The sequence below is a fragment of the Arthrobacter sp. NPDC057009 genome (genome assembly GCF_042673905.1).
In the GTDB taxonomy this organism is placed as follows: Bacteria; Actinomycetota; Actinomycetes; order Actinomycetales; family Micrococcaceae; genus Arthrobacter.
Window position 1 is genome coordinate 76,768 of sequence record NZ_JBHUSB010000012.1, and the last position, 14,121, is coordinate 90,888.

13 protein-coding genes and 1 tRNA gene are annotated in these 14,121 nt (G+C 66.9%); 4 read left to right on the forward strand and 10 right to left on the reverse strand.

Annotated elements, in window-relative coordinates; all coding sequences use genetic code 11:
* Positions 1-4: 4 nt before the first annotated feature.
* Positions 5-838 (reverse strand): phosphatase PAP2 family protein, encoded by an 834-nt coding sequence (locus ACFTR6_RS13950; RefSeq protein ID WP_377958326.1) that lies wholly within the window; start codon positions 836-838, stop codon positions 5-7.
* A 60-nt stretch (positions 839-898) separates the two neighbouring features.
* On the opposite strand from ACFTR6_RS13950, the gene ACFTR6_RS13955 reads away from it, so the two are divergent.
* A complete protein-coding gene (locus ACFTR6_RS13955; protein WP_377958327.1) occupies positions 899-1,417 on the forward strand; it encodes a nucleoside deaminase in 519 nt (172 codons plus the stop codon).
* A 17-nt stretch (positions 1,418-1,434) separates the two neighbouring features.
* Here the strand turns inward: ACFTR6_RS13955 and ACFTR6_RS13960 are convergent, their stop codons facing one another.
* Genes ACFTR6_RS13960 through ACFTR6_RS13975 form a run of 4 tightly spaced genes read right to left on the reverse strand, consistent with a single transcriptional unit; the run spans position 1,435 to position 5,288 of the window.
* Positions 1,435-2,661 carry a DNA glycosylase AlkZ-like family protein gene (locus tag ACFTR6_RS13960; RefSeq protein ID WP_377958328.1) on the reverse strand — a complete coding sequence of 409 codons (1,227 nt, stop codon included), beginning with the start codon at positions 2,659-2,661 and terminating at the stop codon, positions 1,435-1,437.
* 4 nt (positions 2,662-2,665) lie between these two features.
* A complete protein-coding gene (locus ACFTR6_RS13965; protein ID WP_377958329.1) occupies positions 2,666-3,838 on the reverse strand; it encodes a glycosyltransferase in 1,173 nt (390 codons plus the stop codon).
* 7 nt (positions 3,839-3,845) lie between these two features.
* A complete protein-coding gene (locus ACFTR6_RS13970; RefSeq protein WP_076798893.1) occupies positions 3,846-4,244 on the reverse strand; it encodes a 6-carboxytetrahydropterin synthase in 399 nt (132 codons plus the stop codon).
* Between the two features lie 3 nt (positions 4,245-4,247).
* Positions 4,248-5,288 carry a zinc-binding alcohol dehydrogenase gene (locus ACFTR6_RS13975; protein WP_076798894.1) on the reverse strand — a complete coding sequence of 347 codons (1,041 nt, stop codon included), beginning with the start codon at positions 5,286-5,288 and terminating at the stop codon, positions 4,248-4,250.
* Positions 5,289-5,425: 137 nt separating this feature from the next.
* Between ACFTR6_RS13975 and ACFTR6_RS13980 the strand changes: the two genes are divergently transcribed.
* Positions 5,426-5,515 (forward strand) — tRNA-Ser (locus ACFTR6_RS13980).
* A gap of 68 nt (positions 5,516-5,583) precedes the next feature.
* Here ACFTR6_RS13980 and ACFTR6_RS13985 read toward each other — a convergent pair.
* The 5 genes from ACFTR6_RS13985 to ACFTR6_RS14005 form a co-directional block, all read right to left on the reverse strand.
* Positions 5,584-6,090 (reverse strand): hypothetical protein, encoded by a 507-nt coding sequence (locus tag ACFTR6_RS13985; RefSeq protein WP_076798895.1) that lies wholly within the window; start codon positions 6,088-6,090, stop codon positions 5,584-5,586.
* A 46-nt stretch (positions 6,091-6,136) separates the two neighbouring features.
* Positions 6,137-6,367, reverse strand: a complete 231-nt coding sequence (locus ACFTR6_RS13990; protein ID WP_172411550.1) for a helix-turn-helix transcriptional regulator — start codon at positions 6,365-6,367, stop codon at positions 6,137-6,139.
* Entirely contained in the window at positions 6,367-6,954 is a 588-nt protein-coding gene (locus tag ACFTR6_RS13995; protein WP_236783138.1) for a hypothetical protein, read from the reverse strand. Before ACFTR6_RS13995 ends, ACFTR6_RS13990 begins: the two co-directional genes overlap by 1 nt.
* Before the next feature lie 654 nt (positions 6,955-7,608).
* Positions 7,609-7,983, reverse strand: coding sequence for a hypothetical protein (locus ACFTR6_RS14000; RefSeq protein ID WP_377958330.1), 375 nt, complete (start codon positions 7,981-7,983; stop codon positions 7,609-7,611).
* 131 nt (positions 7,984-8,114) lie between these two features.
* The gene (locus ACFTR6_RS14005) at positions 8,115-11,282 is read right to left on the reverse strand and encodes an efflux RND transporter permease subunit (RefSeq protein WP_377958331.1); all 3,168 of its coding nucleotides are present in this window, start codon (positions 11,280-11,282) and stop codon (positions 8,115-8,117) included.
* A 453-nt stretch (positions 11,283-11,735) separates the two neighbouring features.
* Between ACFTR6_RS14005 and ACFTR6_RS14010 the strand changes: the two genes are divergently transcribed.
* The gene (locus ACFTR6_RS14010) at positions 11,736-12,419 is read left to right on the forward strand and encodes a DUF4232 domain-containing protein (RefSeq protein WP_377958332.1); all 684 of its coding nucleotides are present in this window, start codon (positions 11,736-11,738) and stop codon (positions 12,417-12,419) included.
* A gap of 158 nt (positions 12,420-12,577) precedes the next feature.
* Positions 12,578-14,068 (forward strand): FAD-dependent oxidoreductase, encoded by a 1,491-nt coding sequence (locus ACFTR6_RS14015; protein WP_377958333.1) that lies wholly within the window; start codon positions 12,578-12,580, stop codon positions 14,066-14,068.
* Positions 14,069-14,121: the final 53 nt, after the last annotated feature.

Consider the following 14,121-nt stretch of genomic DNA (forward strand, 5'->3'; position numbering starts at 1 on the left):
ACTATCACCCGGGGCCTGGTTCCCCGCCCCTGGCGCCTGCCTCTCCCCCGGCATCGGGAGTGCCCTGCAGGCGCTCCTCCCGGTCGGCCTTGCTGCCCTTGATATGGGCCGGATGCTCGAACGTGGGTGCGGGGCCGGCATGTTCCCGACGTCGGATGACATGGAACAGCCGGTGGGCCAGGATCACGACGCCCATCCAGGCGGCCCCGATCAGCCAGGCGGCCATCACATCCGTCAGCCAGTGGTGGCCCAGGAACACCCGGCTCAGTCCCATGGCGATGATGAACACCGCGCCAGCGATGATCACCCACGTCCGGGCCGAGGTCTTCCGGAACTGCAGGCACACCAGGTACACGATGATGCCGATCACCACGGTGGTGTTCAGCGTGTGCCCGCTGGGGAACGACGGCGAGAACTCGAACGGCGGGACGGCGTCAACGTGGTCGGGGCGCATGCGGCCCATCAGCGTCTTGCCCACGCTGGTGGCAGTGACGGAAACTGCCGCCGCGCCGCCCACCAGGATGAGCGGGCGCCAGCTGCGGCTGGCATAGATCAGCCATGCCACGAGGATGCTCGCCACGATGGGCATGCCGACGCCGCCGCCGACGTTCGTAAAGGCTGTGACGGCTGAATCGAGTCCGGGGTTCCGGTATTCCTTGGCCAGTTCGAGGGCGGGTTTGTCCAGTCCCGAGACGCCGTCCTGGTCCACCACGCTGTTGTATACCTCGGCGCTGAGCAGCGTCAGGGCAACCACCAGGACACCGCCGACGATCAGGGTGATCCACAGGGCCGCGTAGGGCCCGAGCCACCTGCCGTACCTCTCAGTCAGGGACTTCATCACTACTCCCGGCGCTTGCGTTGTCCAATGCTAAGTACCCTTCGAAACTATCATTGACCCATGGCCTCCGCAGATCCGCAACACCTGGAATGGATGGGCCTTGCCCTCAACGAAGCCCGGCGGGCCCTGGCCACGGAGGACGTCCCGATCGGCGCCGTCGTCATCGGTCCGGACGGGACTGTCCTGGGTACCGGCCGCAATGAGCGCGAGGCCCTTGGCGACCCCACCGCGCATGCCGAGGTGGTGGCCATCCGGGAGGCCGCCGCGAGGCTGCGCCAAAGCGCTGCCCGCAATGGCAGCAGCGGCGACGGCTGGCGGCTGGAGGACTGCACGCTGGTGGTGACGCTGGAACCGTGTGCCATGTGCGCCGGGGCTATTGTCCTGGCCAGGATCCACCGCGTGGTGTTCGGAGCCTGGGACGAGAAGGCGGGGGCTGCGGGCTCCGTGTTCGACATTCTGCGCGAGCGCCGCCTGAACCACTGGGTGGAGGTCTATGCCGGCGTGCAGGAGGAGGAATGCGGCGGCCTCCTGCGGGAGTTCTTCGCAACGCACCGCACCGGCAGCTCGGCACTCGGATAGCTGACCCGCCGGGCCAGCTATCCGGCGGCGGCGTCCAGTGCGTCGATCCGCGCCTGCCGCGACGCCGGCGAATCCAGGCTGAAGGAGCGGAAGTCGCCCAGGTCCTCCCGGATCCATGCCTCAACCTCGGCGATGCGCTGTTCGACGGCTGGCGTCCTGCCGGCAAAGAGCCAGGCTGCGATCCTCTCCCTGCCCGGATCGTACTGCCACAGTCCGATGATCCTACCCCGGTCAAAGATGGGGTGGTCCGGCAGGTCAGCCTGCAGCGCCAAGGTGGCGTTCAGGAGCTTCCGATCCCGGTCCTCCCCGGCAAACAGGTCCGCCGCGTTCCGCCGGTGCAGCACCAGCGAATCGGTGCCGGCCAGCAGCTGAATCTGCTCCCCTTCCGGCGGGCTGAAGTCCGCCAGGCGTTCGACGTCGGCCGGCAGCATCCAGAGCACGTCGCCGGCGGCGGTGGGAACCTCCACTGCTCCGACGGCGGCGAGCGCCGCCTTGCTGTCGGTGAGGGTGAAGCCGGTGAACCACTGGGTTTGCTTGACGGTGGCGCCGCCCGTCCAACCAAGGTAGCGCCGCATCAGTTCCTCGCGGGCACCTTCGGGACCGAGCCGGCTTGGCGGCAGGCCCCACGGCGTGTACGCGTAGCGCTGCTGGTCCAACCGCCCGTTGAGCGGAACACGGCGGATCCGGCCGTCGGCCTGCAGCAGCCCCAGCGCGGTGGGCAGCGTCGTGGCGGCACCTTTTTTCTTGCCTTCCTCGCCCAGGTTCCGCACCGACTCCCCGAGCTCCTCCTTGAGCTGCCGCGGGTCCAGCGGACCGTCTGCTTCGGCGAGGACGTGGAGGATCTGTTCCTCCAGCAGCGTGATCTCGCCGCGGTCCACGCCGAGCCTGGCCAGCACCCGGAAGGCCTCCTCAGCGTTCTTGCCCAGGCTCAGCGCCCAGTCGAAGTCCTCCCGGCCCAGCACGTAGGTGCAGCCGCGGGCGGTGGGCAGCTCATGGATCTTGAGCTCGCGGACGTCACGGTCCACCTGCCCGCGGCGGATTCCGGCGCGGGCGAAGAGCGTCAGGTACGGATTGGCGCCGCCCACTGACCTGGCCCAGCCGGCGGTGGCGAGCACCTCCTGCGAGGAGCGGCCTTCGAGTGACCCGTCCAGCCCCTGCCGGTGCCAGGCCCAGGGGCGGAGCAGTTCCGGAGTGAGGGTTGCCGCGGTTTCCAGCGGGCGGGCGGGCACAACGTGGGTAGCCATGGCCTCATTCTCCATCAGCAGGCCGGTGCGAGGAATGGCTGCCCGGCGCCGCTTCCGGCGCCACATAGCCGAGCACGCGCCGTGCGGTGGCATCCCAGCCGGGCAGGAGTTCCCTGCCGGCCAACGCCCGCCGGCGCCATTCGGCACGCACCGAGGGATCCGTGAGCCAGCTGCGCAGCAGGGCGGCCAGCGGTTCCGGGTTCCCCTCGGCAGATTCGCTGGCTTCGCCGCCTGTGGTGTCCGGACCTGCCGGAGCACTGCCCAGTTCGACGGCGGCACCTGGCAGGGCGGGCTCCGCCCCATTCCCGTGGCCTGGCTGCGGTTCTGCCCCCTGGCCCAGCGCCTCCACTGCCCCGGTGCCGGCACGGACGATGACGGGCACCCCGCGGGCTATGGACTCGGTGACGGCCATGCCGAAGGCCTCCACCCTGGAAACCAGCAGGCTCAGGTCCGCGGCGAGCCACTGCTGCTCGAGGGCATCGCCGGTCAGTTCGCCCGGGAGCTGCACCCGGCCGCCCAGCCCGTGCCGGTCGACCGCCGCTGCGACCTGGCGGGCATAGTCCGGGTCCGCCGTGGCCGAGCCGACGAGGGCAGCGGTCCAGTCCAGGTCCTTGAGCCGGGCCAAGGCGGCGAGGAGTATCAGCTGGTCCTTGTTGGGCAGCAGAGCCGCCACGGCCAGCAGGTGCGGCGGCTCGGAACCGTGGGCCAGCGGGCCGCGTTCGGTTCCGGGCAGCGCGGCGCGGACCCCGGACAGGCCGTGCCGCCGGGTGATCTCGGCTGCGGCCGAACCGCTGGTGCAGATCACGCCCGCCGCCGCCCGAAGCGAGCGGGCTTCGAGGTCCGGGTGGTCATCCAGGGGCATGTGCATCAGGACCCACGGCGCCTGGCCGCCGGCGGCGGCGGCCTCCATCGCTTCGGGGGCGCCGGAGGCCACCAGGCCGTCCACGATCGTGATGGTCCCGGCGGGCGCCGCGGTTCCGGACGTGAGCAAGCCGGCCAGCCGCCGTCGTTCTTCCTTGCTGGCCACCGGCCAGTCGCCGCTGACCGGCTGGATGGTTACCTCGGTTCCCAGTTGCTCCAGGCCCTCCGCCAGCGCGGCGTTGTAAACATTGCCGCCTGAGTTGTGGCGGATGTTGGCGGGAACCAGGAGCCGGATGGCCGGCGGTGTGGGCGGCATGGCGGCCTCAGCGGGGGCCGAACTCGAGGGAGTAGGTAGCCCAGGCGTCGGGGTTTTCCCGCAGGGTGACCTCGATGCCGGCCAGTTCACGGCCGTCTGCGTCCTCCCGAAGGCGCTCCGCGGCGGCGTCGGCAATGTACTGCGCCAGCGCCTCCGTGGTGCTCAGCTTCCCGGCGAAGTCCGGGTGCTCGTCCAGGTTGCGGTAGTTGAGCCCGGCCAGCACCTCCTCGATCATCCCGCCGGCGGCGCCGATGTCCAGCACAATCGCGTCATCGTTGAGGGTACGACGGCGGAACGTCACCTCCGCCACGAAGGTTGCCCCGTGCAGGCCCTGGGCGGGCCCGAAGGCTTCGCGGGGAAGGCTGTGGGCGATCATGAAGTGGCGGCGTACGGTCAGGCTGAACAATGGTTACCTCACGTTTTCGGTCGTTGGGATCTGGTCTTGAATGGAGGGCTTATCGGCGGCCGGATACTCGATCACGTGGCAGAGCGCTTCGAGCCGGCCGTCGGCCAGGTCCTGGACCACGCCCGGCAGTTCGGCGAAGGCGGAGGCGCCCGTGAGGAAGGCATCAAACACCGGGTCCGTCAGCAGGGACACAGCGAGTTCCAGGCGGTCGGCGTTGGTCCGCCGGTGCCGGCGGGCGCGTGCCACGGCTCCGACCTGGCTGGCACGGATGGAGAGCCTGCGGGCATGGAAGTCCTCGCCGAGCGGAATGGTGATTTTCCGGTCGGCGTACCAGGACATTTCGATGATGTCGCCTTCGTCCCCCACCAGTTGCAGGCTGCGTTCCAGCCCGCCTTGGGACGCGGAGCAGTGAAACACGATGTCGCAGTCCGGCAGGGCGTTGTCCGGGTGCGCGAAGTCCACGCCCAAGGCGTCGGCGAGGTCCTTTCGGGCTGGGTCCAGGTCCACCAGCTGAAGCCGCGCGAGGGGGAACGTCCGCAGCAGTGTGGCCACCATGCCGCCCACGAGCCCGGCGCCGATCACGGCGACACGGTCGCCCAGCCTGGGGCCTGCCTCCCAGAGCGCGTTCACGGCCGTTTCCACAGTGCCGGTGAGGACGGCGCGGCGGGGAGGAACGCCGTCGGGAACGCGGGTGAGCGAGGAAACCGGAACCACATAACGGTCCTGGTGCGGATGCAGGCAGAAGACCGTTTGCCCCACCCAGTCCGCCGGGCCCTGCTCCACGACGCCCACGGACAGGTAGCCGAACTTCACCGGTGCCGGGAAGGAGCCTTCCTGGTGCGGGGCGCGCATCTCCTCGGCGATGCAGGGCGGGACGGCGGCGTGGTGGACCACAAGTTCGGTGCCCTTGCTGATGCCCGAATACAGCGAGCGCACCAGCGCCTCCTCCGGGCCGGGGACGTGCAGCGCCTCGCTGCGCAGTTCACCCCGGCCGGGGCCCACGGTCCAATATGCGGTTGCTTCGTTCTGCTGCTGGTTAGTCATCTTGCTTACGAATCTAGTGCCCGGCCCCGATTTCCGGGAAGATGTGTCCCGGCGCGCCTGCCGCTGAGGCCTGTGGCGCGGGGGAATAGCATGCCGTTTTGGGGATGCGGGCCTTGCTCCGGTACCCTATTCAGGTTGGTGACGTGTCCGAGCGGCCGAAGGTGCAACACTCGAAATGTTGTTTGGTGTAACAGCCAACGTGGGTTCAAATCCCACCGTCACCGCCACGTAGCAAGACCCCGGCTCCCTCCCAAAGAGGGAACCCGGGGTCTTTTGCTTTGCCTGCATTAGGGCGTTACGGAAGGGACAGGGAGACGGGTCCTGCCGTCGCGGGACCGCCGCACTGTTCGCTGCCGCCAACGCGCGTCCATGTCAGCTCCACGTCCCGCTGGGCGAGCACCTCTCCCCCGGCATCCAGGGCCCGCACTGTGGCTCGCTTCGGGGCGCGCATAGGCGCGCTGAACTGCCAGGTGCGGTCATCGACTTTCCGGCCGAAGTACGGGCTGTATTCGGTTCCGCCGACGGGCGTTCCCCGTGTTGCAGGGGCAACGGGGATTGCCCGGCCGGGCACGGCTTCTGCACTGGGGGTGACAGTAACCTTCGGGGCCGTCGTCGGCTGCGGCCTGATTGAACACTTCCCGTCCGCACACAACTGCACCTCGGCCACGGCGTCGACCCGTCCGTCCAGGATCACTGTGACTGAGTTGCTCCAGCCGATCGCCGGACAGACGCCGGGGGTAGCGCAACCTGCCGTTCCGGACGCGAGGATCAGGACGAGCGCGATCCCGTGCAGCCTCTTCATGGGCCAAGCATCCCACGGGCCGGCTGTGGCGAAGGTTGCCGTTCTGTCACGTCTTGGAGCGGGTGGTCACGAGAAGGTCCCCCACCTGGCAGTCAAGGACGTCGCAGATCGCTGTCAGGGTAGAGAAACGGATCGCCTTTGCCCGGTCATTCTTGAGTACGGACAGGTTCACCAGACTCACTCCGACCTGCCTGCTCAGCTCCGTGAGTGTCATGCCTCGGGCTTCCAAGAGTTCGTCGAGCCGGCAGTGGATGTCGGAGGAGTCATCTGCAGGCATCAGACCAGCCCTTCAGTGTCTTTCTGCAGCCGGCGGCCGTATTCGAAGACTCCCGCAACCAGGAGCAGGACCATGCCGAGCATCAGCGGCCCTATATTGAACTCCGCCGAGAACACCTGGGCCTCCCCTGCGGTGCGCGCATTGGCGCCGATCATTTCCGCAAGCCGGCTCCGGCCGACCCCATCGAGCACCTGGCCAACGGTACCTGCAAGGGCAAGAATGACCCCGGCTGCCCCGACCAGATGGGCGGACTTCGCCGTGAAGAGGATCCGGCTCTGGAGCCGGTAGGCAAGCAGGAACAGCAGTGCCAGGACTGCCAGGACGCCTACCTGGTTCAGCCCGCCGGCCCATGCCAGGCTTGCCGCAGGCCCGGAAGGCAGAACCGGGATGGTTGCCTCCACTGACGTGAAATGGCCCGTGGCTTCCAGTGCAAGGCCCCTGGCCACTTGATGGGAGGTGGCGACCGGGAGCACCAGCGTCACCGGCCCCGTAAACAGGGCGACAATGCCGGACACTGTCGCTGCGGTTGTCAGGAGTGCCGCGGAGGCGGAGGCAATCATCAGGGCGACCGCGTCAGCTCTCGACACAATCCTCTTTTGCCCGGTCTCAGCGGACGTTCGTTTCAGTTTCATCGGTCCCCCAATTATCGAATTCCGTTAATAACGAATATCGATAACCTAGCCACCTGGGGGCTCCGCGGTCAATCGGACGGACATAGCGGGAGACCGAAGCACCGCCGGTCAGCTCCTACAGCGACGGTAGAGTCAGAGCACGAAGCTGCGGAATTTGGGGGAGATATGCGGATCGAAGGCTGGCACGTGATGTTGTTGCTGGTGATGGTGGTCGTCGCCGTCGGCGTGATTGTCGCGGTAACGCTCATAGTCCGCTGGACGCTCCGATTGACGGCGAGGCGCCACCGGCCGGGCGGGGACTAAAGCCGGGATCCTGCATGTCACGCCAGGCTGTGTTGTCCAGGGGCGGCGGCCCGCTCATTCCCCGGTTCGCAGAGCGGGCCGCCTACCGACGCCGTAGATCGTGGAGACCCGTTACAGCGACGGTAGAGGGGATAGTACCGCCGGGGGCTTGGGAAAAAGTGACGCCGATTTGAAACCTAAGCAAGCTGTCCATTAGTTTTGACAGGAACACTCCGTATTCCCCCATATGCGGAGCGGTTGCCTAGAAGAGCCCCGCTGCACACGTGCAGCGGGGCTCTTCGACTAAGGCTGTTAGCCGGAGCCGGACTACAGCTCTGAACCGGACTTCTGATCAGTGCCGGACTTCTGATCCCGGTCCAGAAGGTTCTTCCTGATCTCGTCCAGCTTCTCCTTGATGACCCGTTCCGCATCCGAGATGGTCTTCCCGGCGGTGCTCAGCGGATCCAGCTGCACGTACACCTCATGCGTCACAGGCAGGTCGTACTCATCCTTCAGGTGCGTGCCGCCGCCAACCCCGTCCAAGGTCAGGTACACCTGGGCGTCAGTGCGGGCGATTCCCGCGATCTTGCCGAACACCACAGTGAAATCGTTCGGCTGAAAGCTCACTGTCTGGCCGATGTGGCTGCGGTCAAGTTCCCCCGCCGTCACGGCCTTCTCATACTGGCTTCCGCTGTAGTTCATCGCTACTCCTCAATCTGGGGGTGGTGACTTACGCCAGCAGTCTATGGCGGAGCGGCGGCACGCGCCTGAATGGTTGCAGATCTTTTCGCTGACAGGCGACACATTAGGGCGAAGGGCAGCAAGAGCAGGGACTATGCCTTCGTCACGGTCTGGCGCGTGGCCGGGACCATAGACGAACTCCCCCAGTCCGTGTTGTTGCCCGGACCGATCCGGAGGAAGAGGATCGGCAGAACAAAGAGGGTCAGCAGGGCCGAGGTAATGAGCCCGCCCCACACAACCAGTGCCAGCGGAAGGAGCATTCCGGCGCCTACCGGACCACCCAGGAGCACCAGCGGAACCAGCGCCAGCCCGGTAATCACTGTGGTCAGTACAGTCGGCAGAAGCCGTTCCCCGGCCGCCTTCCGCATGAGGTGGGCCGGCGACCCGTCCGGAGTACGGGACTGCAGCGACTGGTAGGTACCCATCAGCATGACCACGTCCCGGATCGCCACGGCGAGCACCGCCGCCAAGGCCACCAGCACGTAAACGGACCCGAAACCGCCGCTCAGCTCAGCGGCCAGGATGCCGCCGGACAGCGCAACCGGAAGCAGCAGGAAGACCAGCCCCGCGAGCCGCCAGTTACCGAGGACCGTCAGCAGCAGGACCAGGATGCCGGCTGCCGCCACCAGGGCGAGCCACAAGATAAACGCACTCGCGGCCTGCCGTTCGGCGTACTGGGACGGAATCTCCGCGTGGTACCCCACCGGGAACTGCATTCCCTGAATGGCCGCCTCGACGTCCCGGCTGACGTCGCCAAGGCTGCGGCCCTGGATGTCCGCTACGATGTCCAGGCGCCTGGAGGTGTTGTCGTGGTGGATCGCGGACTGGTTCGGGCGGAGCGAGACCTTGGCCACGTCACCCAGCCGCACCTGCCCGCCCTCCGGCTTGTCCACCATCATGTCGGCCACGCTGGTCAGGCTGCTGCGGGTGGCTTCCGTGCCCTTGACGACCACCTGGAAGACCTTTTGCTGCTCGAACAGGTACCCCACCTCGATGCCCTGCAGGACGGTGGCGGCCGCCCGTCTGACGTCGCCGGGCTTGATGCCCTGCTTCTGCGCTGCCGCCAGGTCGACTTCGATTTCCGCAACTGGCTGCTCTACGGTGACGTCCACGTGCGGCTCCACCACGCCCTGCGTACCGGCAAGGATCTCGCGGACTTCGTCAGCTTTCTGGCGGAGGACATCCAGATCGGCGCCGTATACGCGCACCCGGAACTGGCGGTTGTCGACCGCGCTGGCGGCCGCAACCTGCTTCTCCGGGTAGGTGGTCACCGTCGCCGTCAGGCCCGGGTACCCCCCGACGATTTCCCATACCTCCCAGCGCACGCGGTTCATGTTAATGCCGTCCTCGATGGTCACCCAGAGCTCTCCGGCATTGACGTCGGAGGAAGAATCGGAGGTAACGGCACGTCCCACATGGCCGTCTACGGAGGAAACTCCGCGGATTCCGCTGAGCTCTTCGCTGGCGTTAGTCATAACCCTGTTCATCACGTCGGCCCCGGTGCTTGCCGCGGCTTCCCATTCAATGAGCAGGGTCCGGTCAGGAACAGCGGCCACAACCGGCAGGTCCTTCGTTGTGCCCGGGATCATCACAAGTGCCGTGACAGCCAACGCCGCCGCGGTAAGGGCGAACACTGTGGCAACGGTTCCCGTGAAGGCCCGCGCCGAGCGCTCGTAGCCGAGCCTGGCCCTGCGGACCAGCGGCAGGGTGCGCCGCGGAGGCCTGTGGTGGCCCCGCACCAGCAGGCTCGCAAGGGCCGGAGTGACCGTCAGGGCGATAAGCATCGCCACCGCCGTCGCCAGCAGGTAGGACAGCACCAGTGGCTTCAGGAACGCCCCCTCAACACCGGGAACAAACAGTGCCGGTGCCAGTGCCAGCAGGGCTGCGAGGCCGGCGAACAGGACAGCTATGCGGGACCGCTGCAGCCCGTGGGCGAGCAGGACGTCACGCGACACCCGCTCATCGGCCAATTCCCGCCGGAAGCTGTGGAGATCGATGATGACATCGCCGATGACAACCACGAGGGCAAGGACCAGGCCCGCGAACGCCATGACGTTCATAACGGCTCCCTGGAACTGCAGCACCAGCGCCGCAGCCGTGGCCGCCACGGAAATGGAGACCAGGGCCAACAGGGCATACCGCCAGGAGCGGAACACGAGGCCGATCAGCGCGGTGACCATGAGAAGGCTGACCAGCAGGCCCAGGCCCAGGCTGCCAACAGCGGACTCAATGAATGAAGCCGGGCGGAAGACGGTGGAGTCCATGGTGATGCCGGAAAGACCTGGACGCAGACCGTCCAGCACCGCCTCAATACCCCGTGTCACATCCGCAACACTCGTGTTCGGAAACTTTTCGATGACCAGCAGCAAGCCGGGCGATGTGCCGGTGACAGCATCACCGATCAGGGGCTGGTGGTCTTCGCTCAGCGTGGTGACGTCGGCCAGCGTGAGCGTCTTGTCGGCTGCGCCTTCGACGCTGACCCTGCCAAGGTCTGCCGGCGTCCGGATCGGCAGCACATGCTGGATGCCGATGCGCTGGTTGGCGGATTCGAGGAAGCCGCCAGTGCCCGGAGTGGAGGCTTCCAGGAAGCTGAGCGGGGACACCCAGACCGCGTTGCCGGCGGTTTCGACCACCTGTTTGAGGGTGACGTTCTTCGCGCGGAGCTGCTTCGGATCCACCTGGACCTGCAGCTGCTGTTCGCGATGGCCGTAGATGGAGACGTTAGCCACGCCCGGGACACCCATCAGCGCCGGCTTAATGTCCCAGCGTGCCAGAACGGACATGTCGATCGGGGACACGGTCCCGGAGCTCATTTGCACCATCATGACGCGGCTTGTGGAGGAGAGCGGCTGCATGAGCACAGGAGGAGAGGAGACGTTGGGCAAAGCGTGCGCCTGGGTCAGGCGTTCCGCAACGAGCTGCCGTGCCCGCAGGATATCGGTGCCCGGCTCGAAAACCATCTCGATGGTTGACAGGCCGGGCACCGACTTTGAACGGATTTCGTCGAGCCAGGCCACCCCGTTCAGCAGGTCTTTCTCCATGGGAGAGGTGATGAGCTGCTCGACTTCAATGGCAGACAGACCCAGCGCCTCGGTCTGGATTTCCACATGTGGCGGAGAGAATTCCGGAAGGTTATCCACTGGCATTGAGGGCAGGGCTGTGAATCCGTACCCCAGGATGCCGGCCGCGGCGGCTAAAACAATCAAACGAAACTTAAGACTCCAGCGGACAAGCCAACCGGTCATAACGGCAGCCCCCATCGTTATCAGCTTCGGCGGCCTTGCCGGAAGCCAATGACTGATGCGCCTCTTCAGGAACGCCCGCGGCGGCGTTGCCGCGGACGAGTGCGGAGCTGTCTCCCCTTCAACCCTGCGCGTCCCCTTGCCGGGGGACACTGCTGGCCACGGGGCTGATAATGGACCGCGGCCGGACTCTGAGCGTTACTTCCTTGCCGGCCTTTCAATTCCTGCAAGGTGCGGACAAGCGAGATCAGGATCATTTTGGCACACCGAAAACTGCAGATCAACGCAACTTTTTCCCGAAAAGTGGCCAATTTGCACTACCAAATTGGTTTATCGTTGCATCATTGTCAGTGCGGAACGCTTTGTGCGGAACGGCCGGGATTCCGGCGGGCATGTCACGATCCGGACATCAAATCAGTTTGGCGCCGTGCCTTCGTTGACTCGGGCGGTAACGCCCGCAATGTTAGAGCCATGACGCTTCTGCGAACGAATAAGGGCAACAAAGGACTGACAGGCACGACGGCGGCTGCCGCACTGGCGCTGCTGCTCACCGCATGCGGACCAAGCCAGCCCGCCACGCAGGGGACAACTGAACCGGCAACCGGCTCAGCCACCCCGAGCACGCAGGCCGCCCCCGAAACGTCCGCCCCGCCGTCGTCCCCTTCTTCGCCTGCCCAGTCGCAGCCGGCTGCGCCGGCTCCTGGCTCAGCGGCACCGCAGTCCACCGCCGCCGGCACCCAGCTGTGCAAGGCCTCAGGACTGAAAGCCACCACTGATGCCACAGGCGGCGGCGCCGCCGGCAGTGTCTATATGGAACTGATCCTCACCAACACAGGCAAGGCGTCCTGCCGCCTGAAGGGCTTCGCGGGTGTGTCTCTGACCAGCGGACCGGACGGGCAGCCGATCGGGGCCCCCGCGCGGCGCGACACCTCGGTGGCAGTCCAGGATGTGCTGCTGGCTCCGGGGAAGTCCGGCACCGCGGTGCTCCGCTACACGCAGGCGGGCAACTACCCGGACTGCACCAAGACCGCGGCCGCCGGGTTCCGGATCTATCCGCCGGAGGACACGGCGTCGCTGTTCGTGGCCCGGCCGTCGGATGCCTGCAGCAATGCCTCCATTGAGCTCCTGAGCATCGGCGCTTTCCAGGCACGCTAAGGCCACGGCTGTGCCGGGCAACCTGCCCTGGCCTGGCCCTATTCCGGCCCCAACTTCGTAAGTACACTTACGATTACGTCGGGATCCCGCTGGCAGCGCGGGGCCTGCCGCGGGAACGCCCCGCGGCAAAGACGCAGGCCAAAGGCAGGTTGAGACACGTGACGTCACTCTGGTTGGACCGCACCGACACCTTCACCAGCGACCAGTTCACCCCCGGCGAGTCCTGCGACACCGTGGTGGTCGGCGCCGGCCTGACCGGCCTGGTCACGGCGCTGCTGCTGGCCCGCTCGGGACAGAACGTTCTTGTCCTGGAGGCACGCGGCCTGGGCGCTGTGACCACCGGCAACACAACAGCGAAGGTCACCCTGCTGCAGGGCACGGTGCTCTCATCCCTGCGGCAGCAATACCCGCAGAAGGTGGTGGACGCTTACGTGGCCGGCAACCGCGAGGGACATGCCTGGCTGCTGCGGTACCTGGAGCAGCGCGGCGTGCCGTTCCAGACGCGCGACGCGTACACCTACGCCGCCACGCAGCAGGGAACGGAGGCGGTCCGCGCGGAGCTCACCGCCGCCCTCGCTGCCGATCTGGAGGTGGACTACGTCCGGGACGCTGGGCTGCCGTTTCCCATCCGGGGAGCCGTGCGCCTTCCCGGCCAGGCCCAGATCAACCCCATGGACGTGCTCACCGCGCTTGCCGAGGACGTCCGGAGCCACGGCGGCCGCATTGTTACCGGCGTCAGGGTGCGGAACGTCACCGGGGCGGGGCCGTCCACAGTCCACGCGGGCCAGGGATCGGTCCAGGCCGACTCGGTGGTGCTGGCCACCGGTACGCCCATCCTGAACCGCGGCCTCTACTTCGCCAAACTGAAGCCAAACCGTTCCTACGCCGCAGCACTGGAGCTCGCCGGCAACGCGACGCCGCCCGAGGGCATGTACATTTCCGTGGAGCAGCCCGTGCGGTCCATCCGGGACTATCCGGCGGACGGCCGGCATCTCCTGCTGGTGGGCGGCAACGGGCACCCGGTGGGCAAGGCGCGTTCAGAGCAGGCACACCTGGAAAATGTGCTGTCATGGGCACAGCAGCACTTCCCCGGCGCCACTGTCACCCACACCTGGTCCGCGCAGGACTACCAGGCCACCAACCTCATGCCATTCTTCGGCAAGCTTCCCCGCGGCCGCGGACGCATCTTCTTCGGCACCGGCTACAACAAGTGGGGCATGACCAACGCGGTGGCCGCATCCCTGGGCATCACTGCGGATATCCTGGGCGGCCAGCTGCCATGGGCCAACACCATCCACCGCAGGGTCACTTCACCTCCGGGCGCGGCCTCAGCCGTTACACTCAACGCCGGAGTAGCCGCCACGCTGGCAAGGGACTGGGGCAGGGTGCAAAAGCTGCCGCCGTCGGACGGCACCGCACCGGCAGAGGGCACGGGCACCGTGGCGATGCGCGGACGCAGGCCCGTCGCCACCTCCACAGTTGACGGAACCACGTGCAGCCTGTCCGCAGTGTGCACCCATCTGGGCGGAATCCTGCACTGGAACGACAACGAAAAGTCCTGGGACTGTCCGCTGCATGGCTCCCGGTTCACCAGCACCGGGCACGTGCTGGAGGGGCCAGCCACCCGGGACCTCCCCGCCGCTGAGTAAGGCATGCGTGCCTGATGCAGGCATGGCTGTCAGTGCCGTGAGGCATGATGGAG